The following is a 24,860-nucleotide window of genomic DNA, read 5'->3' on the forward strand; positions in this document are numbered from 1 at the left end:
GGAGGACCCCATGAAAATCACCACATCATTGCTCCCGGCGGCGCTCGCGCTCGCCCTGAGCGGCACCGCCGGTGCCGCCGTCACGGCCGACGAGGCAAAGGCGCTCGGCACCACCCTGACCGCGATCGGCGCGGAGAAGGCCGCCAACAAGGATGGCACCATTCCCGAGTACAAGGGCGGGCTGACCACGCCGCCGGCCGGGTTCAAGGCGGGCGACGGCATCCGTCCCAACCCCTACGCGGAGGAGAAGCCGCGCCTCGTGATCGACGGCAAGAACCTCGCCCAGCATGCCGACAAGCTGACCGAGGGAACCAGGGCGCTGCTGCAGAAGTATCCGAGCTTCCGCGTCGACGTGTATCCGACCCATCGCAGCGTCGCCTTTCCGCAGTTCGTCGCCGACAACACCCTGAAGACCGCGACGCTGGCCAAGACCAACAATGACGGGCGCTCGATCGAAGGCGCGCACGCCGGCTTCCCGTTCCCGATCCCGAAGACCGGCTACGAGGCGATGTGGAACCACCTGGTGCGCTACAACGGCCAGGCCTACGAGGTGAAGTACCGCAACCTCAACGTCGATGCCAGCGGTCGCACCACGCTCGCCACCGAAGGCAAGAACGTGCAGGAGTTTCCGTTCTGGGACGCGAGCAAGACCTCGGCCGAGACCTACTGGCGGATCAAGAACACCTACACCGGCCCGGCGCGCCGTGCGGGCGAGGCGCTGCTGATCGTCGATCCGCTCGACATCGGCACCAAGGACCGCCGCGCCTGGACCTACCTGCCGGGACAGCGCCGGGTGAAGGTCGCGCCCGACCTGTCGCACGACACGCCCAACCCGGGCACCGCCGGCGGCAACACCTTCGACGACATCTTCATCTTCATCGGCTCGATGGACCGCTTCGACTTCAAGCTGGTCGGCAAGAAGGAGATGTACGTGCCCTATAACGCCTACACCGCGGTGTATCAGGCCAAGCAGGACGAGCTTCTGAAGCCCAATCACCTGAACCCGGACCTGGTGCGCTGGGAGCTTCACCGGGTGTGGGTGGTGGAGGCGACGCTGCGCGAGGGCAAGCGCCATGTGTATAGCAAGCGCGTGTTCTACCTCGACGAGGATTCGTGGGCGGCGCTCGCCTCCGACCAGTACGACGCCCGCGGCCAGCTCTACCGTGCCGGCTTCGCCTACATGGCCCCGAGCTACGACCTGCCGGCACCCTACACCGACATGTTCGGCCACTACGACCTCGTTGCCGGCATCTACTCGCTGACCGGCTTCGCCGCCGAGACCGGCGGCATGCGCCAGACCACGCCGCTCGGCGAGCGCGAGTGGTCGCCCGACGCGCTGGCCGGCGCCGGCATCCGCTGAGAACACACCGGATCTCCTCCCCCGGGCCCCGGTGTGGCGGGGCAGCAGTGCCGCACCGGGCCACCCGGCCCCAACAGAGGAATTGCAATGAACGTGCACCGAATTGCGGCAGCACTGGCGGCGCTCGCGCTGCTGGCGCCCGCAGCAGCCCCCGCCGGGGGCTTCCAGGATGTACTCGAGACCCCCGCAGTGGCCAGCGAGCTGGCCGCGAAGGGCCTCATCAACGGGCTGGCGCTGGCGGGCGCGCGCGTGGTCGGCGTGGGACAACGCGGCCATGTCGTGTACTCCGACGACCAGGGCGGGAGCTGGCGCCAGGCCAGGGTGCCGGTGAGCTCGGACCTGGTCGCGGTGAGCTTTGCGACGCGGCACAAGGGCTGGGCGGTGGGCCACGACGGCGTGGTGCTGCACAGTGCCGACGGCGGCGCGACGTGGACGCGGCAGCTCGATGGCCACGCCGTGGGCGAGCTGATGCTCGCGTACTACGCGGCGCAGGTGGCCACGGCCGGTGGCGGCGAGGAAGCGGCGAAATGGGTCGCGGAAGCCGAGCGCTTTGCCGCGCAGGGCGCCGAGAACCCCTTCCTCGACGTGTGGTTCGCGGACGAAACGACGGGCTTCGTCGTCGGCGCCTTCAACCTGATCCTGCGTACCACCGACGGCGGCAAGAGCTGGGAGCCGTGGCTCGATCGCACCGAGAATCCGCAGGGCCTGCACCTGTACGCGATCCGCCCGGCGGGCGGCGAGGTGTATGTGACCGGCGAGCAGGGCCTGGTACTGCGCCTCGATGCGGCGGCGGGGCGCTTCGTGATGGTGCCCACGCCGTACAAGGGCAGCTACTTCGGGCTCACCGGCGGCGGCAACGCGGTGATCGTCTTCGGCCTGCGCGGCAATGCCTTTCGCAGCACCGACCGCGGTGCGAACTGGGAGCGGATCGACACCGGCCTGCAGGACGGGCTGACCGCCGGGGTGGTGGTCGGCGAACAGACGGTGATTCTTGCCAGCCAGTCCGGGCGCGTGCTCGTGAGCACGGACGGTGGCGCACGCTTTTCTCCGCTCGCCCTCGAGCAGGCGACGCCGGCTTCGGCAGTGCAGGCGCTGGGCGCCGATGCGGTGGTGGTGGCGGGGGCGCGCGGCGTGCGCGTCCAGCCGCTGCGTTAACAGGAGACCGACGCAATGGCCGTCGCATTCGATACGCAAGACCAGACCCCGGTGGTGAGCTCGCTCTCCGACTTCGATCAGCACTCGGGCAACCGCCTCGAACGCCTGATCTTCAATCACCGCTTTGCGGTGGTGGCGATCTGCGCCGTGGTCACGGTGATGCTGGCCGTGGTGGCGGTGATGAAGCTGCAACTCAATGCCAGCTTCGAGAGCATGCTGCCGCAAAGCCAGCCCTACATCCAGAACTACCTGGAGAACCGGCAGGAACTGCGCGGCCTGGGCAACGCGCTGCGTGTGGTGGTGTCGACGTCCGACGGCGACATCTTCGACCCCGCCTACCAGGAGACGCTGAAGAAGATCAACGACGAGCTGATCCTGACCCCCGGGGTCGACCGTGCGTGGGTGAAATCCTTGTGGACGCCCTCGGTACGGTGGACCGAAGTCACCGAGGAAGGCTTCAAGGGCGGTCCGGTGATGCCGGATTCCTACGACGGTTCGCCGGCGGCGACCGAACAACTGCGCGTGAACATCGCGCGCTCGGGGAGCGTCGGGCGCTTCGTCGGCAACGACTTCAAGTCGAGCATGGTCTTCGTGCCGCTGCTCGACAAGGATCCGGCCACCGGCGCGCCGATCGACTACCGGGCGCTGTCGCGCACGCTGGAGGAGGACATCCGCGCGAAGTTCGAGCGCGCGGCCGGCGAGGGCGGCCCCGCGATTCGCATCCACATCATCGGCTTCGCCAAGCTCGTCGGCGACCTGATCGACGGCGTGAGCCAGGTGATGACCTACTTCGCGATCGCCGCGCTGATCGCGATCGTGGTGATCTTCTTCTACACCCGTTGCCTGCGGAGCACCGCGCTGGTGGTGGCGTGCTCGGTGATCGCGGTGGTGTGGCAGATGGGGCTGATCGCGGCGCTCGGTTTCGAGCTCGATCCGTTCTCGATCCTCGTGCCCTTCCTGATCTTCGCGATCGGCGTCTCGCACGGCGCGCAGAAGATGAACGGCATCGTGCAGGACATCGGCCGTGGCACGCACCGGCTGGTGGCGGCGCGCTTCACCTTCCGTCGCCTTTTCCTCGCCGGCATGACCGCACTGGTCGCCGACGCGGTGGGCTTCGCGGTGCTGATGGTGATCGACATCCCGGTGATCCAGGCGCTCGCGCTGGCGGCGAGCATCGGCGTCGCCGTGCTGATCTTCACCAACCTGATCCTGCTGCCGGTGCTGCTGTCCTATACCGGCGTCAGCGACGCCGCGGCACGGCGCAGCCTGGTCGCGGAAACCGGGACGCAAGGCGGGGCGGGGCTGTGGCGCTGGCTCGAGCGCTTCACCGAGCGGCGCTGGGCGATCGGCGCGATCGCGGTCGCCGCGGTGCTGACCGTGGCGGGCTTCGTCGTCAGCCTGCAGCTCAAGATCGGCGACCTCGAGCCCGGCGCGCCGGAGCTGCGTGCGGATTCGCGCTACAACCGCGACAACGCCTACATCACCGCCCACTACTCGCTGTCGTCCGATCAGTTCGCCGTCATCGTGAAGACGGCCGCCGAGGGCTGCCTGAAATACGACACCCTGGTCGAGGCCGACCGCCTCGCCTGGCAGCTGCGCCAGCTGCCCGGGGTGCAGACAACGGTCTTCCTCGGCGATGCGGTACGCCAGATCACTACCGGTTCCTACGAGGGCAACCCCAAATGGGTGACACTCGCGCGCAACCAGGACGTGCTCAACTACGGCGCGCAGCAGGCCTCGGTGAACAACCCGGACCTGTTCAACAGCGACTGCTCGGTGATGCCGGTGATCGCCTACCTCTCCGATCACCGGGCCGAGACCCTGGACCGCGTGGTCGCGACCGCGGCGAATTTTGCCGCGACGCACAGCACGCCCGAACGCGAATTCCTGCTCGCGGCCGGCAGCGCCGGCATCGAGGCGGCGACCAACATCGTCGTGCGCGAAGCCAACCGGACGATGCTGTTCTACGTCTATGGCGCGGTGATCATGCTGTGCTTCATCACCTTCCGCAGCTGGCGCGCGGTGATCGTGGCGGTGGTGCCGCTGGTGGTGACTTCGATCCTGTGCGAGGCGCTGATGGTGGTGCTGGGGATCGGGGTGAAGGTCGGCACTCTGCCGGTGATCGCGCTGGGCGTGGGCATCGGCGTCGATTACGCGCTCTATCTGTTGAGCATCCAGCTCGCGCTGCAGCGCGCCGGGGCGCCGCTCGCCGAAGCGCACCGCCGCTCGGTGCAATTCACCGGCAAGGTGGTCGCGCTGGTGGGGGTGACGCTCGCTGCGGGGGTGGTCACCTGGATCTGGTCACCGATCAAGTTCCAGGCCGACATGGGCATCCTGCTGACCTTCATGTTCGTGTGGAACATGGTCGGCGCGTTGATCCTGATCCCGGCGCTGTCGCACTTCCTGTTGCAGGGCCCGGCGCGTGCGCGGCGCGTCGGCGCGGCGCCGGTGCTCGGTCTGGCGGCACGCTGACGACGGGGGACAAATCGATGAACGTTCAAATGCGTGCCCTGGCGCTGCTGGATCTGGCAGCCTGGTCGCGGCTGTGGCCCGGGGTATTGACCGCGATCACGATCGCGCTGGCGGCGAGCTTCGTCGCCGAGCATCAGGGTGGGCCGCAGCTCCTCTATGCGCTGTTCTTCGGCATGGCGTTCAACTTTGCCGCCAACGGCGAGAAGATCCACGCCGGCATCGAGTTCGCGTCACGCCAGGTGCTGCGCTTCGGTGTGGCCCTGCTCGGGGCGCGGATCACCGCGGAGCAGCTCGTGGGCCTGGGCGCCGAGTCGCTCGCGATGGTCGCGGGCGGGGTGGTCGCGACCATCCTGTTCGGCGCGCTGCTGGGGCGGCTGCTGGGCCGGCCGGGCACCGAAGGGGTGCTCACCGGCGGGGCGGTGGCGATCTGCGGCGCCTCCGCCGCGCTGGCGATCTCGGCGGTGCTGCCGCGCAACGAAGAGAATCAGCGCTTCACCCTGTTCACGGTGGTCGGGGTGACGGCGCTGTCGACCGTGGCGATGGTCGTGTATCCGACCCTGGTGAAGGCCTTCGGGCTTGACCCCAACGCAGCGGCGGTGTTCCTGGGTGGCACGATCCACGACGTCGCCCAGGTCGTTGCGGCGGGCTACATCATTTCGCCCGAGGTCGGGGATGGCGCGATCTTCGTGAAGCTCTTCCGCGTGGCGATGCTGCTGCCGGTGGTGGCGGTGGTGGCGGTGCTGTTCCGCAATGGCGCGCCGGCGGGCAAAAAACCGCCGGTGCTGCCGGGCTTCCTGGTCGGCTTCGCGGTGCTGGTCGTCATCAACAGCCTCGGCCTGATCCCGCAGCCGGTGACCCAGGCCGCTTCCGGCCTGTCGCGCTGGTGCCTGGTGGTGGCGATCGCGGCGCTGGGGGTGAAGACCTCGTTCCAGCAGCTGGCCGCGCTGGGCTGGCGGCCGGTGGCGATGCTCGCGGCGAACACCGTGTTTCTCGCCGTGCTGATCATGGGCGGTCTGCTGCTGTTGCGCTGAGCGGGGTCGCGCGACGCGACGCCAGACACACAACCACGCCGACGGCGACGGTTCCGCGGCCGCGAAGCGAGCCGGAAGGGACACGGCCGTCGGCACTCGAGAGGAACAGGCAGATGGCTGTGGACAAGCAGGTGGAGTGGTCCGACCTGGGGCAGCACTTTCATGACGGCGTCAGCGTGATGTTCGGGGGCTTCCTGGGCGTCGGAACACCCGACGGCATTGTGGCGCTGTTGCGCGCGCAGGGTACGAAGGACCTGACCCTGATCGGCAACGACACCGCGGCGCCGGAGACGGGCATCGGACCGCTGATCTCCGGCGGACAGGTGAAGCGGGTCGTGGTGTCGCACATCGGCACCAACCCGGTCACCGGCAGGCAGATGATCGCCGGCGAGCTGGAGGTCGAACTCGTCCCGCAGGGCACGCTCGCGGAGCGCATCCGCTGCGGTGGGGCAGGGCTCGGCGGCGTGCTGACGCCGACCGGCGTCGGCACCGTGGTCGAGGAGGGCAAGACCCGGATGGTCGTCGACGGCAAGGCCTACCTCCTCGAGCTGCCGCTGCGCGCCGAGGTCGCGATCCTGAAAGCGAAGTGCGCCGACCGCGCGGGCAATCTGGTCTACGAGCGGGCGGCGCGGAACTTCAACCCGATCATGGCCTTTGCCGCCGACCTGGTGATCGCCGAGGTCGACGAGGTCGTGGACGTCGGCGCAATCGACCCCGACCAGGTGATGACCCCGGCGGCGCTGGTGGACAAGGTCGTGCTGGCAAGGAGGCAGTGAGATGCAGGCAAAGGAAGTGATCGCACGGCGCGTCGCCCAGGAGTTTCACGAAGGCTACGTCGTCAATCTGGGGATCGGCCTGCCCACCCTCGTGCCGCGCTACCTGCCGGCGGGGATGTACATCACGCTGCAATCCGAGAACGGCTTTCTCGGCCTCGCGCCGCTCGACGGCGAGCCCCTGCACGGGGTCGTCGATGCCGGGGGCCAGCCCTGCGGCCTGATGCCCGGCGCGGCGATGTTCGACAGCGCGACCTCGTTCGCGCTGATACGGGGCGGCCATGTGGATGTCACCGTGCTGGGCGGGCTGCAGGTCGACGAGGCGGGCAATCTGGCGAACTGGATGGTCCCCGGGAGGATGGTGCCGGGCATGGGCGGCGCGATGGATCTCGTTACCGGCGCACGCAAGGTGATCGTCGCGATGGAGCACTGCACCCGGGAAGGCGAGCCGCGCATCCTCGATCGCTGCACGCTGCCGCTGACCGCGAAGGGGCGGGTCGCGATGGTCGTCACCGAGCTCGCGGTGTTCCGCATCACCCAGGGCGAGTGTGTGCTCGTCGAACATGCGCCGGGGGTTTCGCTGGGCGACATCCGCACCAGAACGCAGGCCCGCTTCGCGGTCGTCGACGATTTGAAAGTGATGAATCTGGGCCTCGGCGCCTGAGCGCCCGGCCCGCTTGCCGTGGGACCTTACCGACCGTTCTCGCCCGCGCCGACCCGGTGCAACGCGAGGATGCGGTCAGTAGACGAAGCGGTGGGCGAGCGCGCCGAGGTTGAGCTGTTCCAGGATTGCCTCGAGTCGCGCCTGCGCATTGCCGCGCGGCGCATCCGTGCGCCGGGCGATGATCAGTTCGTTCTTCATCGAGTGCTCCCAGCCCACCAGTTCGGTCACGGTCAGGCTGTAGCCGTGCGACTCCAGCAGCAGGCAGCGCAGCACATTGGTGAGCTGGCTGCCGAATTCGCGGGTGTGGATCGGATGGCGCCAGATCTCCGCCAGCGGGGTGCGCGACAGCGACTCCGCCTTGTGCTGGCGCAGCACCGTGGCGACTTCCGCCTGGCAGCATGGGACCAGCACGATGAACTGGGCATGCTTGTGCAGGGCGAAGCGGATCGCGTCATCGGTGGCGGTGTCGCAGGCGTGCAGTGCGGTGACGATATCGACCCGCTCGGGCAGGACGTCCGAGGTGATCGAGGCCTCGACCGACAGGTCGTGGAAGCGCATCCGCCCGAAACCGAGCTTGTCCGCCAGCGAACGCGAGGATTTCACCAGCTCGGCGCGGGTCTCGATGCCGAACACCTTGCCCGCCGCGCGCGACTTCAGGAACAGGTCGTAGAGGATGAAGCCGAGATAGGACTTGCCCGCCCCGTGGTCGACCAGCACCGGGTCGGACGAAGCCGCGAAGCGCTCCGCGAGCAGCGGCTCGATGAAGTTGTACAGGTGGTAGACCTGCTTGAGCTTGCGCCGGCTGTCCTGGTTGAGCTTGCCGTCGCGGGTCAGGATGTGCAGCGCCTTGAGCAGCTCGACGGATTGTTCGGGACGGATTTCGGGAGCGGACATGAGCGGTGCGTCGTGCGGAACGGGCGCTCATTCTACCTGCCACCGGGCGCGGGCGCCGGAAACCGCGGGCGGGGTCTGCCCATCGCCGCTACAGCCAGCGCGCCTTCTTGAACTGCCAGTAGAGCAGCCCGCTCGCCGCGGCGATGACACCGAGGCCGAACAGATAGCCGTACTTCCACTCCAGTTCGGGCATGTGGGTGAAGTTCATCCCCCAGATCCCGGCCAAGGCGGTGGCGACGGCGAAGATGCCTGCCCAGGCGGCCAGCCGCTTGCTGACCTCGGTCTGGTCGATGGTGACCATCGACAGGTTGACCTGGATCGCGGTGCCGATGGTGTCGCGCACGCTGTCGAGCGAGGCGTTGAGGCGGGTCAGGTGATCGTAGACATCGCGGAAGTAATGCCGGCTGTTGGCGAACAGGAGCGGCACCCGCTCGCCGTGCAGCTTGCCGGTCGCTTCCATCAGCGGCATCACGGCGTGCTTGAGCACCGTCACCTTGCGCTTGAGTCGGTACAGGCGGCGGATGTTGGTGCGCGCGGCGCCTTTGGTGAAGATCCGCTCCTCCATGGCTTCGAGGTCGGTTTCGATCTTGTCGATGAGCGGGAAGTACCGATCCACCACCGCATCCATCAGCGCATACAACACGTAGCCGGAGCCCTTGGCCAGCATCTTCGGCTCGCGCTCGCAACGCGCGCGTACCCCGAGAAAGTCCTGCGTGCTGCGATTGCGCACCGACAGGATGTAGTTGTGCCCGACAAAGGCATGCACTTCGCCGACTTCGAGCTTGCCGTCCTGCTCCTCGACCAGATGCATCACCACGAACACCTCGTCGTCGTACTCCTCGACCTTGGGGCGCTGGTGGCCGTGGTTGGCGTCCTCGACGGCGAGTTCGTGCAACGCAAACTCGTCCTGCATCTGCGCCAATTCTTCCGACGTGGCGTCCTTGAGTGCCACCCAGACGAAGCAGTCCGGGCGGGCGAGGTAGTCGCTGATCTGCTCGACCGGCAGGTCGGTCAGCTTGTGTCCGTTCTCGTAGGCGATGCAGTTGATCAGCATGATGTCGCGCCTCCGTGCGGGCTTTCAGTGTTGTCGGGTCAGGCCTTGACCGCATCCAGCAGTTCGCGCACCGCCTTCACCCGCTGTTTCAGATCGGGCAGGTTCACACGCCGGACGAGCTTGTCGGGGCCGGCCATTTTCGTGCTGCGATCCTTCTGGATCAGGAAGATCACCTTGACCGGGTCGATCGGCGCGTCCTTGCCGAACTGGACGCTGATCTGCGCGTCCGAGGCGTCGAGCTTCTGCACCCCCCAGGGCTTGAGCAGCACGCGCAGACGGTGGGTCTCGATCAGGGCCTGGGTCTGCGGCGGCAGCTCGCCGAATCGATCGATCAGCTCTTCCTGCAGGTCGCGCAGTTCCTCGTCCGACTCGCAGTTGGCCAGGCGTTTGTACAGCGTGAGCCGCTCCTGCACGTCGGGGCAGTAGTCGGTCGGGAGCAGCGCCGGGGTGTGGAGGTTGATCTCGGACATCACGTCCAGTGGCTGGCTGAGGTCGGGCTCCTTGCCCGCCTGCAGGTCCTTGACCGCACGCTTGAGCATTTCGGTGTACAGGCTGAAGCCGACCTGCTGGATCTCGCCCGACTGGTTCTCGCCCAGTACCTCGCCCGCGCCGCGGATCTCGAGGTCGTGCATCGCGAGATAGAAGCCGGAGCCGAGGTCTTCCATCATGGTGATGGCTTCGAGGCGCTTCTGTGCCTGCGGCGTGGGCTTGGCGTCGGGGTGGGTCAGCAGGTAGGCGTAGGCCTGGTGATGGCTGCGTCCGACCCGGCCGCGCAGCTGGTGCAGCTGGGCGAGGCCGAAGCGGTCGGCACGGTTGATCAGGATGGTGTTGGCGGTCGGGATGTCGATGCCGGTCTCGATGATCGTCGTGCACAACAGCAGGTTGGCGCGCTGCTGGGTGAAGTCGCGCATCACGCGTTCGAGTTCGCGTTCCGGCAACTGGCCGTGGCCGACCACGATGCGTGCCTCGGGCAGCAGCTCGGTGAGGTCGTTCTTCATGTTCTCGATGGTGTCGACCTCGTTGTGCAGGAAGTACACCTGGCCGCCACGCTTGAACTCGCGCAGCACCGCCTCGCGGACGATGCCGCGGCTGGCGCGCTGGACGAAGGTCTTGATCGCGAGGCGCTTCTGCGGCGCGGTGGCGATCACCGAGAACTCGCGCAGGCCCTCCATCGCCAGCCCCAGGGTGCGCGGAATCGGGGTCGCGGTGAGGGTGAGGATGTCGACCTCGCTGCGCAACTGCTTGAGCGCCTCCTTCTGGCGCACGCCGAACCGGTGTTCCTCGTCGATGATCACCAGCCCGAGGCGCTTGAACAGCACATCCTTCTGCAGCAGACGGTGGGTGCCGATGATGATGTCGACCTTGCCTTCGCCCAGTTGCTTGAGCGCCTCGGTCTGCTCCTTGGCCGACTTGAAGCGCGACAGTTCGGCGAGCTTGATCGGGAAATCGGCAAATCGGTCGGCGAAGGTCTGGTAGTGCTGTTCGGCGAGCAGCGTGGTCGGGCACAGCACCACCACCTGCTTGCCGTCGGCCACCGCGACGAAGGCCGCGCGCAGCGCGACCTCGGTCTTGCCGAAGCCGACGTCGCCGCACACCAGGCGGTCCATCGGCCGGCCGGAGCGCATGTCGGATACCACCGCGTCGATCGCGGCCTGCTGGTCGGGCGTCGTCTCGAAGCCGAAGCCCTCGGCAAAGGCATCGAGGTCGTGCTGGGTGAACTCGAAGCGGTGGCCGGGGCGGGCGGCGCGCTGGGCGTACAGGGCGAGCAGTTCGGCGGCGGTGTCGCGCACCTGCATCGCCGCCTTCTTCTTCGCCTTCTCCCACTGCCCGGAGCCGAGGCGGTGCAGTTCCACCGCTTCCGGGTCGGCGCCAGCATAGCGGGTGATGACGTGGAGCTGCGACACCGGGACGTAGAGCTTGTCGCCGTTGCTGTACTCGAGATGCAGGAACTCGGTGTCGCCCTCGCCGAGGTTCATGTGGAGCAGGCCGAGGTAGCGGCCGATGCCGTGCGACACGTGCACCACCGGATCGCCCACCTTCAGCTCGGAGAGATCTCGCAGCCAGCCCTCCATCGTGGCCGCCTTGCGATTGTCGCGGCGGGCACGGGTGCGGGCAGTGGCGGCGTAGAGTTCGGCCTCGGTGACGATCGCGAGCTTGGCCGCCGGCAGGATGAAGCCGTTGGCGAGCGGCGAGGTGCCGAGGGCAAAGCGCTCGCCGGTGTCGAGGAAGGCGGCGAAATCCGCGCTGGCTTCGGGCGACAGTCCGTACTCGGCCAGATACTCGGCCATCGTTTCGCGCCGGCCGGGCGAGTCGGCCAGCAGCAGCACGCGGCCATCGAAGCTGTCGCGGAAGAGCTTGAGCTTGTGCAGCGGGTCGGTGGCCTTGCGCTCGACGGCGAGATCGGGAAGCGGCAGCGCGATCGGCTCGCCTTGCGCGCCGGCACCGATGGCCAGCCGCGGGCGGTCCTTGAGCGCGAGGAAGAAGGCTTCGTCGACGAGAAAGAGCTGTTCCGGCGGCAGCACCGGCCGGGTACGGTCACCCTTGATCAGGTCGTAGCGCGAGCGCGTGTCGCGCCAGAATTCGGCGATCGCGGTGGGCACGTCGCGATGCAGCAGCACCGGGGTGGCGGCGGGCAGGTAGTCGAACAGCGTGGCGGTTTCGTCGAAGAACAGCGGCAGGTAGTACTCGATGCCGGCCGGCGCGATGCCGTTCGAGACGTCCTTGTAGATCGTGGCGCGGGTCGGGTCGCCCTCGAAGGTTTCGCGGAAACGGCCGCGGAAGCTGCTGCGGCCCTTGTCGTCGATCGGAAACTCGCGCGCCGGCAGCAGACGGATTTCCTTGGTCGGGTAGACGGTGCGCTGGGTGTCGGGGTCGAAGGTCTTGATGCTCTCGATTTCGTCGTCGAACAGATCGATGCGGTAGGGCAGGGGCGAGCCCATCGGGAACAGATCGACCAGGCCGCCGCGCACCGAGAACTCGCCCGGACTCACCACCTGGGTGACGTGGGCGTAGCCGGCCACGGCCATCTGCATGCGCAGCTGCTCGACGTCGAGCGTCTCGCCCTGCTTGAGGAAGAAGGTGTAGGCGGCGAGAAAGGCGGGCGGGGCCATGCGGTAGAGCGCGGTGGTCGCCGGCACCAGCACCACGTCGGCCTCGCCGCGGGTGATGGCGTAGAGCGTGGACAGGCGTTCGGAGATCAGGTCCTGGTGGGGCGAGAAACTGTCGTAGGGCAGGGTTTCCCAGTCGGGCAGCAGGTGCAGGCGCAGGCCGGGCGCGATCCAGGCGATTTCGTCGAGCAGGCGCTGGGCGTCGATCGGATTGGCGGTGATCACTGTCAGCATCTGGCCGCGTCCGGCCAGCTGTGCGATCGCAAGCGCATCGGCCGATCCGCTCAGCGCCGGCAGGTCGAAGCGGGCACCGGGCCTGGGCAGGGCGAGCGCGGAAAGGGCAGGAAGCAGCGGGTCGAGGGAGCGTGACATGGCGTGACGCCGGAAGCGTTCGGACGGCAGTAAAGCGCTTGATTATAGGCGAAGGGACGCTCGCCGACGGCGGGATCGGACGCGCGCGGGGGCGCTCCCGGATGCGGGCGCGAAAGTCAGTCGTCGGCGGGGAGCGGCGATTCGGATGCCGATGGGTCGTCGGCGAGCGCATCATCGGCCGCTTCCCGCGGCGCCGGCGGCAGCTGCTGCACGAACCACTGCGCAGCGAGTGCGGTACTCGCCTCGAGTTCCTGACGGCTGACACGTTCCGGCTCGGCGCCGCCGGCCGCATGCCACTCCCGGAGCGCGGAAATCATCTCGAAGGCCTGACGCATGATCGCCGTACCGGGGTCATCGCGACCCACGACGAACAGGGTCGGCACCTTCAGGCTGCGCAGCGGGCTGGCGCCGGCGAGGTCCGGACGTCCGGCAAGGCAGGCCAATGCATCGAAACGCTCCGGGTTCTTCACCGCCGCCCGGATCACTGCCGCACTGGCGGTGCCGGATCCGAGGAGTCCGATCGGGAGCGCAGCCAACGGCGGCTGATGATCGACCCAGTCCACGGCGGCGAGGATCCGGTCGGTAAGTCGGGAGACATTGAAGCGGGCGTCCGGGTCGCGCTGCTCCTCGTGGCGGGTGAGCAGATCCAGGGTCAGGGTGGCAAATCCGGCCTGCTGGAGCACCCCCGCGATCTCTGCTTCGCGCTGATGGGTCGCCTGGCTTGCTCCCGGCTGGACGACGAGGGCAAGCCCGCGAACGTCCGGCGCGTGTGCCAGACTGCCGTCGAGCCAGATGCCGTCGGCAGGGATGCTGATCAGGGAGTGGCGAAGCTTCACGTTGTATCGACCTGGAAGAGTGCTTCGAGCATCTCACAGCGGGTGACCTGCCCGCAACCCGACCCGGCGGGTCAGCGACGATGAATGGCGACCGGTACCCGGTGTGAGCCGAAAGGGGGGGAGAAGGCCCGGAAGCGTCCGGCGAGGGTGGAGCCGCAGTGCGGGCAGGTGCCGTCCGCGTTCAAGTGGTATTCGCCGATCTCGTACCAGTCCCGCACGATGAGGGGCTCGCCGCAGGCCGCGCACGACGTGGTACCGCCTTTGGGATCGTGCACGTTGCCGGTATAGACATGCTTCAAACCGGCATCGAGAGCGAGCTGGCGTGCGCGCTGCACGGTCGCCAGGGGGGTGGCGGGCACGTCGTCGAGCTTGAAGTCCGGATGGAAAGCGGTGAAATGCAGCGGCACCTCGGCGCCGAGTTCGTCGCGCACCCAGCGCGCCAGGGCGATGACTTCGGCATCGCTGTCGTTGCGGCCGGGAATCAGCAGGGTGGTGAGTTCGGTCCACACGTCGGTTTCAGCGCACAGCCATACCAGGGTGTCGAGCACCGGCTGCAGATGCGCACCGCACAGGCGCACATAGAAATCATCGGTGAAACCCTTCAGGTCGACATTGGCCGCATCCATGCAGGAGAACAGATCCCCGCGCGCCAGCTCGGTGATGTAGCCGGCGGTGACCGCCACGGTCTTGAGTCCGCGTGCATGGCAGGCGGCGGCGACATCGATCGCGTACTCGGTGAAGATCACCGGGTCGTTGTAGGTGAAGGCCACGCTGGTGCAGCCGTGAGCCTCGGCCGTGGCGGCGATCTCGTCGGGTGACGCGGCGTCCATCAGCCGGTCCATGTCGCGCGACTTGGAGATGTCCCAGTTCTGACAGAACTTGCAGGCGAGGTTGCAGCCGGCGGTACCGAAGGAGAACACGCTGCTGCCGGGATAGAAGTGATTGAGCGGCTTCTTCTCGATCGGATCGATGCAGAAGCCCGAACTGCGCCCGTAGGTGGTGAGCACCATGCCGTCACCTTCGCGCATGCGCACGAAGCACGCTCCGCGCTGGTCGTCATGGAGCTTGCAGTAGCGCGGGCAAAGGTCGCATTGAATGCGCCCGTCGTCCAGGCGGTGCCAGTATCGTGCCGGATGGTTCATCACGCCTCCTGTGGATGCTCCTGCCACTTGCGTACGCTATAGCGCGCCGCCATCAGGCCGTCGGCTGTCCGCTCGGGAGAAAGTCCGGCTTTGTGCTTGAGCGCGGCGAGGAAGCTGGCCGGGTCGGCCAATTTCTCCCATACCTGCGGCAAGAAGGTCGCAGTCCGACAGCCGGCGAACAGGATCAGCCCGTCTTCACCCGGGCGGAGTTGGCGCAGGAGATCGTCCTCGGTTTTGAAATCGATGAACTCGGGGGCGGACAGCAGCGACACCTCGAGCCGTACCTTGCCGAACTCGTCGGCCTCGAGCGGTGCGAAACGAGGGTCGCGGCTCGCGGCGCCGACCGCGTTGATCGCGACATCCTCGCCCAGGGCGCGCTGCGGGCGGACGCTGCCGATACAGCCGCGCAAGTCGCCGTCGAGGGTAAGCGTCACGAAGGTCGCGCCGCGTTGCGTCAGTCGGGAATCGTCCGCGGGCGCCTCGGCCAGCCCGAGATGGTGGGCAATGGCCTGACGGGCGCGGGCGAGCAGGACCGGGCCGAGGTCGGTGTCTTCAGTGCTGTTGGCTGACATGGGGTACCGGGTCACAAAAAGCGATGCTGGCGTAGCCAACCACACGGGTGCGATCACCGGCGGTGTCGCCCGAATTGCGCAGGTCGAGCAGGTGTGGCACCAGACCGTGGCGGCTCGCGGCCTGCAGCAGGCCATTGACCGGGGTGGCGCCGCAGGCCTGGGCGTGATCGATGCCGGCACGCATGGAGAGGATCTGGTCCACGGTCGCCCGGTCCTGCCATTGCGCCTGATGGTAGGGATGGTAATGCGACAGATCCGAACTGATGAGGATCAGGGTCTCCGGCCCGCCCCAGCACGACTCGATGAGCTCGGCCACCGCCGCGGCCGGTGCATCGCCGACCAGGATTGGCAGCACGGTAAAGCTGTCGAGCAGGGACTGCAGGAAGGGCAGCTGCACCTCGAGACAGTGCTCGTAGGCATGGGGACGATCGTCTACGGTGACATCGGCGCGCCCTTGCAGGGCGAACCATAGGTCACGGTCGAGCGCGACCTTGCCGAGCGGGGTTGCGAACGCCTGGGCGGCCGGAAGTACGAATCCGTCAACCGCGACCCGGTGCGCGGGGCCGAGCAGCACGACCTTGCGAATCTGGCTGCGCAAGCCCGCGAGCGCGGTGTAAGCGCTTGCGGCAACCGGTCCGGAGTAGATGTAGCCGGCGTGCGGAACGATGATCGCCTTGGGTGCGGGAACCGCCTCGAGCGGAACCGCGGCCGCAAGCATCTCACCGATCTGGGTGCGCAGCACCCGTTCATCGGAAGGATAGAACTGACCGGCCACCGCAGCCGGACGTACAGAGGCAATGGCCATCGACAGATCCTCGGTGAGTGTCGTTCAACTTTGATTATAGGCCGAGTGCGTGCCATCCGATTCCGAGTACCAGTCCCAACGCCACCGCGCCCATGCCTGCGAGCACCTTGGTTCCCAGGGCGCGACCGCCGATCACGACCGCCATGACGGTCTTGAAGCTCAGGTTGGCAACCATGCCCAGACCGATCGCGATCACCGCGGGGGTGGCTTCGAGGCGTCCGAGCGAGAACAGGCGCAGGCTGGACAGGGAGATCGCGTCGACATCGGTGAAACCGGACACGACCGCCAGCACATACAGGCCACCGGTACCGGCATAGTCGGACAGCCATGCGGCGCAGAACAGGACGAAGGCGTAGAGGGCACCGAAGCCCAGGGCGGTGCGCAGCTCGGTCGGGTTGGTGGTTTGCGGCAGCATCGCGTCACCCCCGTCGCTCAGGCGCCGCCAGTTCCACACCAGCGCGAGCGCGCCGAATACCAATGCCGGGGTCACGATGATGGCCAGGGCGCGCAGCGCGCCCGGCGCGACCACCGCGGCAATCACGGTAACGCGGACCACCATGACCAGGTTGGCGAGCAGGATGACGAGCGCGGCCATCGGTGCAAATCCCTTCGATTCGCGTGCATTGCGTGCATAGACCATGGTGGTCGCAGTGCTCGACGCGAGTCCGCCGAACACGCCGACAAAGGCGGCGCCGGGCTTTGCGCCGACCAGCTGCAGGGCGGCATAGCCGGCGAGGCTCACCCCCGAGATCAACACCACCATCCACCATATCTGGTACGGGTTGAGCGCGTCGTAGGGGCCGAACTCCTCGTTCGGCAGAATGGGCAGGATCACCAGCGACAGCACGCTGAATTGCAGGATCGAAGTCCAGTCGCGGGGGCCGAGGCGGGTTGCGATGCCACGCAGTTCGGCCTTGAAATACAGCAGCACGGTCGTGCCGACGGCGAGCATCACCGCGATCCTGGCGTAACCCAGCCACACCGCGGCGCCCAGGCAGTAGCACACCACCAGCGCGGCGACCGAGGTGGTGCCGGGGTCGCTCGGGTCGGGGTGGCGCAGGTAGGCGGCGACGATCATGACGCCGATGATGGCCATGCCCACGGCGAAGGGGGCGACGCTCTGCAGGTGCTGGCCAAGCAGCCCGGTCAGGGCGCCCAGCATGGCCACCAGGCCGAAGGTGCGCAGACCGGCGCGGGCCGAGGGCACACGCTCACGCTCCAGCCCGATCAGCAAACCGATGCCGATTGCAATCAGGAAGGCTTCGATCTGTTCCGGATCGAAAGGAACCGTGTGGGGCACGCGTGTCGTCCTTCTGTGGGCTGTTTTCACGAGGCCGGGCGGGCGCGGCCGCAAGCGGCGCCGGGTGCGGTACTACTGTAGTCGATTCCTGGCGGTGGCGTAATCCCGCACTGCAGTTAGAATCCGCGCCATGCAGACTTTTCATCCCCGCCATTTCGCCATCGTGCCCGCTGCCGGAGCGGGTACCCGCATGGCGTCCGAACTGCCCAAGCAGTACCTGCCGCTGCTCGGCCAACCGCTGATCCGTCACGCGCTGGCCACGCTGTGCGCCGCGCCCGAGATCGACAAGGTATTCGTCGTGCTGTCGGTGGGGGATACGCAATGGGCGCGACATGACTGGAGCGCGCTGGGCTCAAAACTGGTGCCCCTGTTCTGCGGTGGGGCAACGCGGGCCGACTCGGTGCTCGCCGGCTTGCGCGCAATCGCGGGTGAGGCGGCGCAATCCGACTGGGTGCTGGTGCACGATGCCGCACGCCCCTGTCTGGCGCCCTGGCATATCGACAGACTCATCCGCGAACTCGCCCATGACGAGGTCGGCGGCCTGCTCGCGGTGCCGGTGGCCGACACCCTCAAGCGTGCCGACCAGCAGCGCCATGTGCTGGCCACGGTGCCGCGCGACAGCCTGTGGCAGGCGCAGACGCCGCAGATGTTCCGCTATGTGATGCTGCGCCGGGCGCTGGAAAGCGCGCACGACGTCACCGACGAAGCGAGTGCAGTCGAAGCGGCCGGATTGCGGCCCCGCCTGGTCGAGGGTGACGCCACCAATCTGAAGGTAACCTATCCCCTGGATCTGCACCTTGCCGAGTGGATCCTGAACAACCGCGAGGGAGTGAACCGATGACGATCCCGTTCCGGATTGGCCAGGGCTTCGATGTGCATGCGCTGGTGGCGGGCCGGCCGCTGATCGTCGGCGGGGTGAGGATTCCGCACGAACGCGGTTTGCTCGGCCACTCCGATGCCGACGTGCTGCTTCACGCGCTGACCGATGCCGTGCTCGGCGCGGCAGGGCAGGGGGACATCGGCCGTCTGTTTCCCGATACCGATCCGCAACATGCCGGCGCCGACAGCCGGGTGCTGCTGCGGATCGCGTTCGACCGGGTCAGGGCGGCAGGCTGGGCAGTGGTCAACGTCGACGCGACCGTGATCTGCAAGGCGCCGAAGATCCTGCCCCATGCGCCGGCAATGGCGAGCAATATCGCGGCCGACCTCGACATGGATCCGGCAGCGGTCAACATCAAGGGCAAGACCACCGAGAAGCTGGGTTTCACCGGACGCGGCGAGGGGATTGCGGCGCAGGTGGTCGTACTGCTGGCGCGGAGCGCGAGTTCGGATTGAGGTCAGGCGAGCAGCGTTTCCGCCAGCGCCGACGGGGTGGCTGCCGCGCGCCAGTGTTTCGCCATCGCCTCCGGCTCCAGACTGCCATAGCCCCAGGTGGTGGCGATGAAGGGAAGGTGGTTGGCGTCGGCCGATACACCGTCTTCCGACCGATCGCCAACATACACCGCTTCGCTTGCCGGTATGGCGCGGTCGGCCAGCAGGCGCCCGATCATTGCGGCCTTGTCGGCGAGGCGGGGCTGGAACATATCCAGTGCATAGATGGCGTCGAAATGCCGGCTCCAGCCCAGATGGTCGACAATCAGGCGGGTCGGATGGATGCGCTTGTTGGTGGCGATGGAGAGCGAAAGACCGGCACCGCTGAGCCGGGTGAGCAGCTCGCCGACGCCTTCGTAGGCCGCCGTCTGCAATAGTCCGGTGGTGTCGTAGCTGGCCTTGAACTGTTCGGCAAGGCTGGCGATGAGCGCGAGATCGGTGCTGCCGCTGAGCAGTTCGAGCGTTTCCGTAAGGGGCGGGCCAATGATGCCATCCTCGATTTCGACCGCAGGCTTGATGCCAAGGGCTGCAAACGCGGCGCGAAAACTGGCCAGTATGGCCGGCGCCGAGTCGATCAGGGTGCCGTCGAGGTCGAAGATCACATGCTGGTAACGGGGCATGGTCGGGTACGCTGCAAAGTGAATGAAGGCCGGATTATCGCCTCGATCCGATCCCGGACGTCACCGGGGCAGCCTTCACCCGAGCAGGCTTTCGATGTGGGGGGCGAGCGACTCGGGGGTTGTCGTGGGGGCATAGCGCTCGACGCGCGTCGCGCTGCGGTCCACCAGGAACTTGGTGAAGTTCCACTTGATCGCTTCAGTGCCGAGGACACCTTTGGCGTTTTCCTTGAGCCAGGCGAACAAGGGATGGGTGTGCTCGCCGTTGACCTCGATCCGGGCAAACATCGGAAAGCTCACGCCAAAGCCGGTTTCGCAGAAGGCGGCGATTTCTGCTTCGTCACCCGGCTCCTGTGCTCCGAACTGGTTGCAGGGGAAACCCAGCACGACCAGTCCGCGCGACTGGTATTGACGGAAGAGCTGTTCCAGCCCGGCATACTGCGGGGTGAACCCGCATTTGCTCGCGGTATTGACGATCAGCAGCACCTTGCCGGCGTGCTCCGCCAGCGTCGTTTCGCGACCATCGAGGGTGATCAACGGGATGTCATGAATCGGTGAGGACATGTCGTGTGCTCCGCAGTCGGGACGCCGAGTGTGTCGCGCGGCGGGCAGGCCGTCAAATGTGGATCCGGAATGCCGACTCAGACCGATTCCGGTACCGCGCCAAGGAGCCGGCGGGAGCGGCCGAGTTGCTGTTCGAATTCGGCGGCGGGAACCGGACGGCCGAACAGATAGCCCTGAAACTGGTCGCATCCGTGCTCGAGCAGAAAATCGCGCTGATCCTCGGTTTCCACGCCTTCCGCAACCACTTTCAGACCCAGGCCGTGGGCGAGGGCGATCACCGCCGTGGCGATCTTGCCGTCGGTATTCTCGCGATGGATGTCATGCACGAAACTGCGGTCGATCTTCAGCACGTTCACGCGGAACTGCCTGAGATAGGCGAGCGAGGAATAGCCGGTGCCGAAGTCGTCGATCGACAGCGCGACTCCCATCCCGCGCAGTTTGGCGAGGATGTCGATCGTCCGGTCGACATCGCGCATCAGCATGGTCTCGGTGAGTTCCAGTTCGAGCAGCGCGGCCGGAATCCGGGTTTCCTCCAGCACTTCGCCGACCAGCGCCGGCAGGTTACCCTGGCTGAATTGCTGAGCCGACAGATTCACTGCCACCGGCACCGGCGACAGCCCGGCATCGCGCCAGCGCTGCAACTGGCCACAGGCCTCGTGCAGCACCCATTCGCCGATCGCCACGATCAGGCCCGAGTCTTCGGCCACCGGCACGAATCGTCCCGGTGCGATGAGGCCCAGCTCCGGATGGCGCCATCGCAGCAAGGCCTCGGCACCCTGTAGCTGACCGGTGGCGGCACATACCTTGGGTTGGTAATGCAGTTCCAGCTCACCCCGCTCGAGCGCGCCTCGAAGCTGATTCTCGAGCAACAGATCGCCGAGCGACATGGTGTTCATGTCGGCCGCATAGAACTGAAAGTTGTTGCGGCCCTCGGTCTTCGCCCGGTGCATCGCGGCATCGGCATTGCGCAGCAACTCGGGACCCGTGCTCCCGTCGCCTTCGAAAAGGGCGATTCCGATGCTGGCGGTGACGGTGATGTCGTGCGCGCCGAGCTGATAGGGCAGGCCAAGATTGGCCAGCAGTCGGCGCGCCACCGCCGCTGCGTCCTGCGGGTGATCGATGTCGGGCAGCACCAGCACGAACTCGTCGCTGCTGGTCCTTGCCACGGTATCGGTGTCGTGGAGTTGCTGCTGGCAGCGCCTGGCGACCTGCTGCAACAGCTCGTCGCCGAGCTCGTGGCCGAGGGTGTCGTTGATGGTCTTGAAGCGGTCGAGGTTCAGCACCAGGACTGCGGTGTGCTTGCCGGCACGGCGCGACTGCAGGATGGCCTGGTTCAGACGGTCCTGCACCAGCAGACGGTTGGGCAGGCCGGTCAGGGGGTCATGGTGAGCCAGGCGATGAATGGTCGCTTCGGCGTTCTTGCGCTCGGTGATGTCCGAGAATACGGCGATGTAGTGACTCGGTGCGTTCCCGCTATCCCGCACAGCGGTGATCGAGAGCCACTCCGGGTACACGTCGCCGCTCTTGCGGCGGTTCCAGATCTCGCCCTGCCACTGGCCCCGGCGCTCGAGTGCACGCCACATGTCACGATAGAAGGCTGGCGACTGCCGTCCCGAACTGAGCATGGCCGGGCTGCGGTGGAGCATCTCTCCCAGGCTGTAACCGGTAATGAGGCTGAACGCCGGATTCACCGCGATCACGCGCGCACGTCCATCGGTGATCAGCATGCCCTCGGCGGCATTGGCAAATACAGTGGCGTAGAGCTTGAGTTCGTCCTGGGTGCGATGCAGGACGTCGATTCGGTCCTCGAGATCGCGGTTGACCTGCTCCAGTTCGTGCGACGTACGACCGATCCGCAGCATGGCCAGTGCGAGATAGCCGGAAAGTGCAAGTGCCAGCAGGTAGAGCACCACCCGATAATGGTGAGCGCTGCGTGCCGCCTGCTCGTAGCCCCGCGCGTAGTGCTGCGTGATCGTTTCGCCCAGGGCCGCGGTGGGGGTGGCGAGAATCTCGCGGGTGATGGATTCCAGTGCAGGTTTGCGCTGGAGCACGATACGTCCGTGCATGAGGACGTTCTGCAATCGCTCACGGCGCGTGCCCCGCCATTGGCCGCTCCCGGCTTCGAGTGCCTGCAGGTGCCGGGCCAGGCTGTCGGCGAGGTCGGGATCGCCGCTGTGAGCAAACGTCATCACTCCGCGCGCGAAGGTGCCCATCGGACGGGCCTGGGCCACCGCCAGATCGGGGTCTTCGACCAGCAGGTCGGTGGCGAGCGGAAGGAAGGCAAGGGAGTTGCGCAATACCGACAGTTCACGTTTGAACAAGTCGATCCGGTCGACCTGTCGCGCCAGCGTGGTGCGAAATTCCTCCACAGCAGACAGGACGTGCGAGCGCTCTTCGTCCGACAGAAAGGTCGGTGTCTGCTTCAACTGTTCGCTCTGGGTCTGCAGCGCGGCAATCGAGGCCACGACGGAGTCGAAGTCGGTCTGCACGCCAAGCCGGCTGGCGAGTACGGCCGCGTTCAGTTCCGCTTCCGACTGGCGCAGCGCGCGCAGGTCGCGGGCATAGCGTTGATGCTCCGCGGGGTCGATCGCGTCGGCCCGCAGGAACAGCCAGCTCAGCAGACTGGCCGCCAGCACCATGGCAACCAGCGTCCGACCGAGCGCGGCGGGAGCGGAACGGCGGGCGGCAGGTTCCGCAGGGAAGACCGGAGGGGACCCGGGGGCGCGCGGGGTTGGTGCCCTCATTGTAGTATTTCGCCCCGATAGGTGCCGGTCAGGGTGTGGAGAAAGGCGACGATCAGCCGGCGGTCTTCATCGTTGAGCGCGCGACCCAGTTGATAGCGTCCCATTACGGCCACCGCCTCGTCGAGCGTGTCCACGCTGCCGTCGTGGAAGTAGGGCGCGGTGAGGGCTACATTGCGCAGCCCCGGCACCTTGAATACGTGGCGGTCTGCTTCGCGGCCGGTGACGTTGAAGCGCCCGAGGTCGGTCGCGACAGTGCCGCCGCGGTCGGCAAAGTAGTCGCCGACCACGCCAAAACGCTGGAACAGGTTGCCCCCCACATTGATTCCCTGATGGCAGCTCGCACAGCCGAGGTTCTTGAAGCGGGCATAGCCTTCGAGTTCTTCGGCGGTGATGGCGCTCGGGTCGCCGCGCAGATAGCGATCGAAACGCGAGTCGGGCGTCACCAGGGTGCGCTCGAAACTCGCAATTGCGTCTGCGATCGTGGCGGGCGTGATGCCTTCCCGATAGAGCTCGGCAAATGCCGCTCGATAGCCTTCGTGGGCGGACAGGCGGGCAATCGCCTCGTCCCAGCTCGACGCCATCTCGATCGGACTGTGCAGCGGACCGGCGACCTGCTGTTCGAGGCTGGCGACCCGACCGTCCCAGAACTGGACGAAGTTGTAGCGGCTGTTGAAGACGGTCGGGGTATTGATGATTCCCGGCGCGGCGCCGACCCCTGGCGAACGCGGGAGCCCGTCGACGCCCGCCCGGTTGAGCGGATGACAACTTGCGCATGACATCGAGCTGTCGCGCGACAGCAGCCGTTCGCCAAAGAGCTGCGCGCCCAGCGCCGCGCGCGCGGGATCGACGTCGTCCGCACCGTGCGGGATGGGTGAGAGGGGCTCCTGGCGGCGGACGGCATCGGCGATGGACACGACGGCGCCTGGTACGGCCGGGCCGGGCGGAGGATCGCGCCAGGTCAGGAACACCAGGGTGGCAGCAAAGGCCGACAGCAGGCCGGCAATGGCGAGATGGGGGAGGCTGCGATTCACGCCGGCATTCTATCGATGCTTTTCGGGTGGAATTTGATCCTGGTCAACGAAACCAGCCGCCGCCCGCTGTATGGAAGGCTGCTTATGCGAAGGGTGTAAGCGGTCGGCATCTCGCCAGAACGAGACGCCGGTCGTGACTTACTTCTCCACGAACGCCCGTTCGATGACGTAGTCGCCGGGTTCGCCGATCCGCTTCGAGATCTGGAAGCCCCGCTGATCCAGCATCCTGCAACAATCGTCGAGCATGGCCGGGCTGCCGCAGATCATCGCGCGGTCGTGTTCCGGATCGAGCGGGGGGAGGCCGATATCGGCGGACAGCTTGCCCGACTCGATGAGGTCGGTCAGACGGCCGTTGTTGCGGAAGGGCTCGCGGGTAACCGTAGGGTAGTAGATCAGCTTCTCGCGCACCGCCTCGCCGAAATACGGATTGGCCGGGAGTTCTTCCTCGATGAACTGGGCGTAGGCCAGTTCCGACACGTGGCGGACACCATGAATCAGCACCACCCGCTCGAAGCGCTCATAGGTATCCGGGTCCTGGATCACGCTGATGAAGGGTGCCAGACCGGTGCCGGTGGATAGCAGATAGAGGTTCTTGCCAGGCTTCAGGTCGTGCTGCACCAGCGTGCCGGTGGGCTTCTTGCTGATCACGATCGGATCGCCTGCGCGCAGGTGCTGCAAGCGCGACGTCAGCGGGCCGTCGGGCACCTTGATGCTGAAGAACTCGAGGTGTTCCTCGTAGTTCGGACTGGCGATGCTATAGGCGCGGGTCAGCGGCTTGCCATTGACTTCGAGTCCGATCATCACGAACTGACCGTTCTCGAAGCGCAGACCGGGATCGCGGGTGGTACGGAAGCTGAACAGCGACTCGTTCCAGTGGCGGACGCTGAGGATGCGTTCCTGAAGCAGGTTGCTCATGGTGGATGTGCCCGATTGGTTTCTTGATGGGTGCAGTTTAACGAGGCAGGCTTAGCTAAATGATGGATAATTTGGTTAAGC

At 66.8% G+C, this 24,860-nt stretch carries 21 protein-coding genes; 8 read left to right on the plus strand and 13 right to left on the minus strand.

Annotated elements, in window-relative coordinates; translation table 11 throughout:
* Positions 1–10: 10 nt before the first annotated feature.
* From AC3A35_RS14980 to AC3A35_RS15005, 6 genes are all read left to right on the plus strand, one after another.
* Positions 11–1,360 (plus strand): DUF1329 domain-containing protein, encoded by a 1,350-nt coding sequence (locus tag AC3A35_RS14980; protein WP_487436950.1) that lies wholly within the window; start codon positions 11–13, stop codon positions 1,358–1,360.
* 87 nt (positions 1,361–1,447) lie between these two features.
* Positions 1,448–2,515 carry a WD40/YVTN/BNR-like repeat-containing protein gene (locus AC3A35_RS14985; protein ID WP_487436951.1) on the plus strand — a complete coding sequence of 356 codons (1,068 nt, stop codon included), beginning with the start codon at positions 1,448–1,450 and terminating at the stop codon, positions 2,513–2,515.
* Positions 2,516–2,530: 15 nt separating this feature from the next.
* Complete coding sequence (locus tag AC3A35_RS14990; protein ID WP_487436952.1) at positions 2,531–4,987, plus strand: efflux RND transporter permease subunit; 2,457 nt, start codon at positions 2,531–2,533, stop codon at positions 4,985–4,987.
* Between the two features lie 17 nt (positions 4,988–5,004).
* Positions 5,005–6,018 (plus strand): YeiH family protein, encoded by a 1,014-nt coding sequence (locus AC3A35_RS14995; RefSeq protein WP_487436953.1) that lies wholly within the window; start codon positions 5,005–5,007, stop codon positions 6,016–6,018.
* 113 nt (positions 6,019–6,131) lie between these two features.
* Complete coding sequence (atoD, locus tag AC3A35_RS15000; protein WP_487436955.1) at positions 6,132–6,794, plus strand: acetate CoA-transferase subunit alpha; 663 nt, start codon at positions 6,132–6,134, stop codon at positions 6,792–6,794.
* Position 6,795: 1 nt separating this feature from the next.
* Positions 6,796–7,455, plus strand: coding sequence for a 3-oxoacid CoA-transferase subunit B (locus tag AC3A35_RS15005; protein WP_487436956.1), 660 nt, complete (start codon positions 6,796–6,798; stop codon positions 7,453–7,455).
* A gap of 75 nt (positions 7,456–7,530) precedes the next feature.
* On the opposite strand, the gene AC3A35_RS15010 is transcribed toward AC3A35_RS15005, so the two are convergent.
* The 8 genes from AC3A35_RS15010 to AC3A35_RS15045 form a co-directional block, all read right to left on the minus strand.
* Complete coding sequence (locus AC3A35_RS15010) at positions 7,531–8,349, minus strand: class I SAM-dependent methyltransferase (RefSeq protein WP_487436957.1); 819 nt, start codon at positions 8,347–8,349, stop codon at positions 7,531–7,533.
* Positions 8,350–8,437: 88 nt separating this feature from the next.
* On the minus strand, positions 8,438–9,403 hold the full coding sequence (gene corA / locus AC3A35_RS15015; RefSeq protein WP_487436958.1) for a magnesium/cobalt transporter CorA: 966 nt from the start codon (positions 9,401–9,403) through the stop codon (positions 8,438–8,440).
* Positions 9,404–9,441: 38 nt separating this feature from the next.
* Entirely contained in the window at positions 9,442–12,882 is a 3,441-nt protein-coding gene (gene mfd / locus AC3A35_RS15020) for a transcription-repair coupling factor (protein WP_487436959.1), read from the minus strand.
* A 116-nt stretch (positions 12,883–12,998) separates the two neighbouring features.
* Positions 12,999–13,718: a dienelactone hydrolase family protein gene (locus AC3A35_RS15025; RefSeq protein ID WP_487436960.1), complete on the minus strand. Its 720-nt coding sequence runs from the start codon at positions 13,716–13,718 to the stop codon at positions 12,999–13,001.
* Positions 13,719–13,789: 71 nt separating this feature from the next.
* Positions 13,790–14,860 carry an AmmeMemoRadiSam system radical SAM enzyme gene (gene amrS / locus AC3A35_RS15030; RefSeq protein WP_487436961.1) on the minus strand — a complete coding sequence of 357 codons (1,071 nt, stop codon included), beginning with the start codon at positions 14,858–14,860 and terminating at the stop codon, positions 13,790–13,792.
* The gene (gene amrA / locus AC3A35_RS15035) at positions 14,860–15,432 is read right to left on the minus strand and encodes an AmmeMemoRadiSam system protein A (RefSeq protein ID WP_487436962.1); all 573 of its coding nucleotides are present in this window, start codon (positions 15,430–15,432) and stop codon (positions 14,860–14,862) included. Before amrA ends, amrS begins: the two co-directional genes overlap by 1 nt.
* Positions 15,413–16,237 carry an AmmeMemoRadiSam system protein B gene (gene amrB, locus AC3A35_RS15040; protein WP_487436963.1) on the minus strand — a complete coding sequence of 275 codons (825 nt, stop codon included), beginning with the start codon at positions 16,235–16,237 and terminating at the stop codon, positions 15,413–15,415. The genes amrA and amrB overlap by 20 nt, the downstream gene beginning before the upstream one ends.
* Positions 16,238–16,271: 34 nt before the next feature.
* Positions 16,272–17,537: an MgtC/SapB family protein gene (locus tag AC3A35_RS15045; protein WP_487436964.1), complete on the minus strand. Its 1,266-nt coding sequence runs from the start codon at positions 17,535–17,537 to the stop codon at positions 16,272–16,274.
* A gap of 130 nt (positions 17,538–17,667) precedes the next feature.
* Between AC3A35_RS15045 and ispD the strand changes: the two genes are divergently transcribed.
* Positions 17,668–18,378, plus strand: coding sequence for a 2-C-methyl-D-erythritol 4-phosphate cytidylyltransferase (gene ispD / locus AC3A35_RS15050; RefSeq protein WP_487436965.1), 711 nt, complete (start codon positions 17,668–17,670; stop codon positions 18,376–18,378).
* The gene (gene ispF / locus AC3A35_RS15055; protein WP_487436966.1) at positions 18,375–18,872 is read left to right on the plus strand and encodes a 2-C-methyl-D-erythritol 2,4-cyclodiphosphate synthase; all 498 of its coding nucleotides are present in this window, start codon (positions 18,375–18,377) and stop codon (positions 18,870–18,872) included. The genes ispD and ispF overlap by 4 nt, the downstream gene beginning before the upstream one ends.
* A 2-nt stretch (positions 18,873–18,874) precedes the next feature.
* Here ispF and AC3A35_RS15060 read toward each other — a convergent pair whose 3' ends face one another.
* The 5 genes from AC3A35_RS15060 to AC3A35_RS15080 all read right to left on the minus strand — a co-directional run bounded on the left by AC3A35_RS15060 (position 18,875) and on the right by AC3A35_RS15080 (position 24,779).
* Positions 18,875–19,528, minus strand: a complete 654-nt coding sequence (locus AC3A35_RS15060) for an HAD family hydrolase (RefSeq protein WP_487436967.1) — start codon at positions 19,526–19,528, stop codon at positions 18,875–18,877.
* Positions 19,529–19,603: 75 nt separating this feature from the next.
* On the minus strand, positions 19,604–20,089 hold the full coding sequence (locus AC3A35_RS15065) for a glutathione peroxidase (RefSeq protein ID WP_487436969.1): 486 nt from the start codon (positions 20,087–20,089) through the stop codon (positions 19,604–19,606).
* Between the two features lie 77 nt (positions 20,090–20,166).
* Complete coding sequence (locus tag AC3A35_RS15070; RefSeq protein ID WP_487436970.1) at positions 20,167–22,833, minus strand: EAL domain-containing protein; 2,667 nt, start codon at positions 22,831–22,833, stop codon at positions 20,167–20,169.
* Positions 22,830–23,864: a cytochrome-c peroxidase gene (locus AC3A35_RS15075; protein WP_487436971.1), complete on the minus strand. Its 1,035-nt coding sequence runs from the start codon at positions 23,862–23,864 to the stop codon at positions 22,830–22,832. Before AC3A35_RS15075 ends, AC3A35_RS15070 begins: the two co-directional genes overlap by 4 nt.
* A gap of 138 nt (positions 23,865–24,002) precedes the next feature.
* Positions 24,003–24,779 carry a ferredoxin--NADP reductase gene (locus AC3A35_RS15080; protein ID WP_487436972.1) on the minus strand — a complete coding sequence of 259 codons (777 nt, stop codon included), beginning with the start codon at positions 24,777–24,779 and terminating at the stop codon, positions 24,003–24,005.
* Between the last annotated feature and the right edge of the window lie 81 nt (positions 24,780–24,860).

This window comes from Azoarcus sp. Soil_N_20, assembly GCF_057656155.1.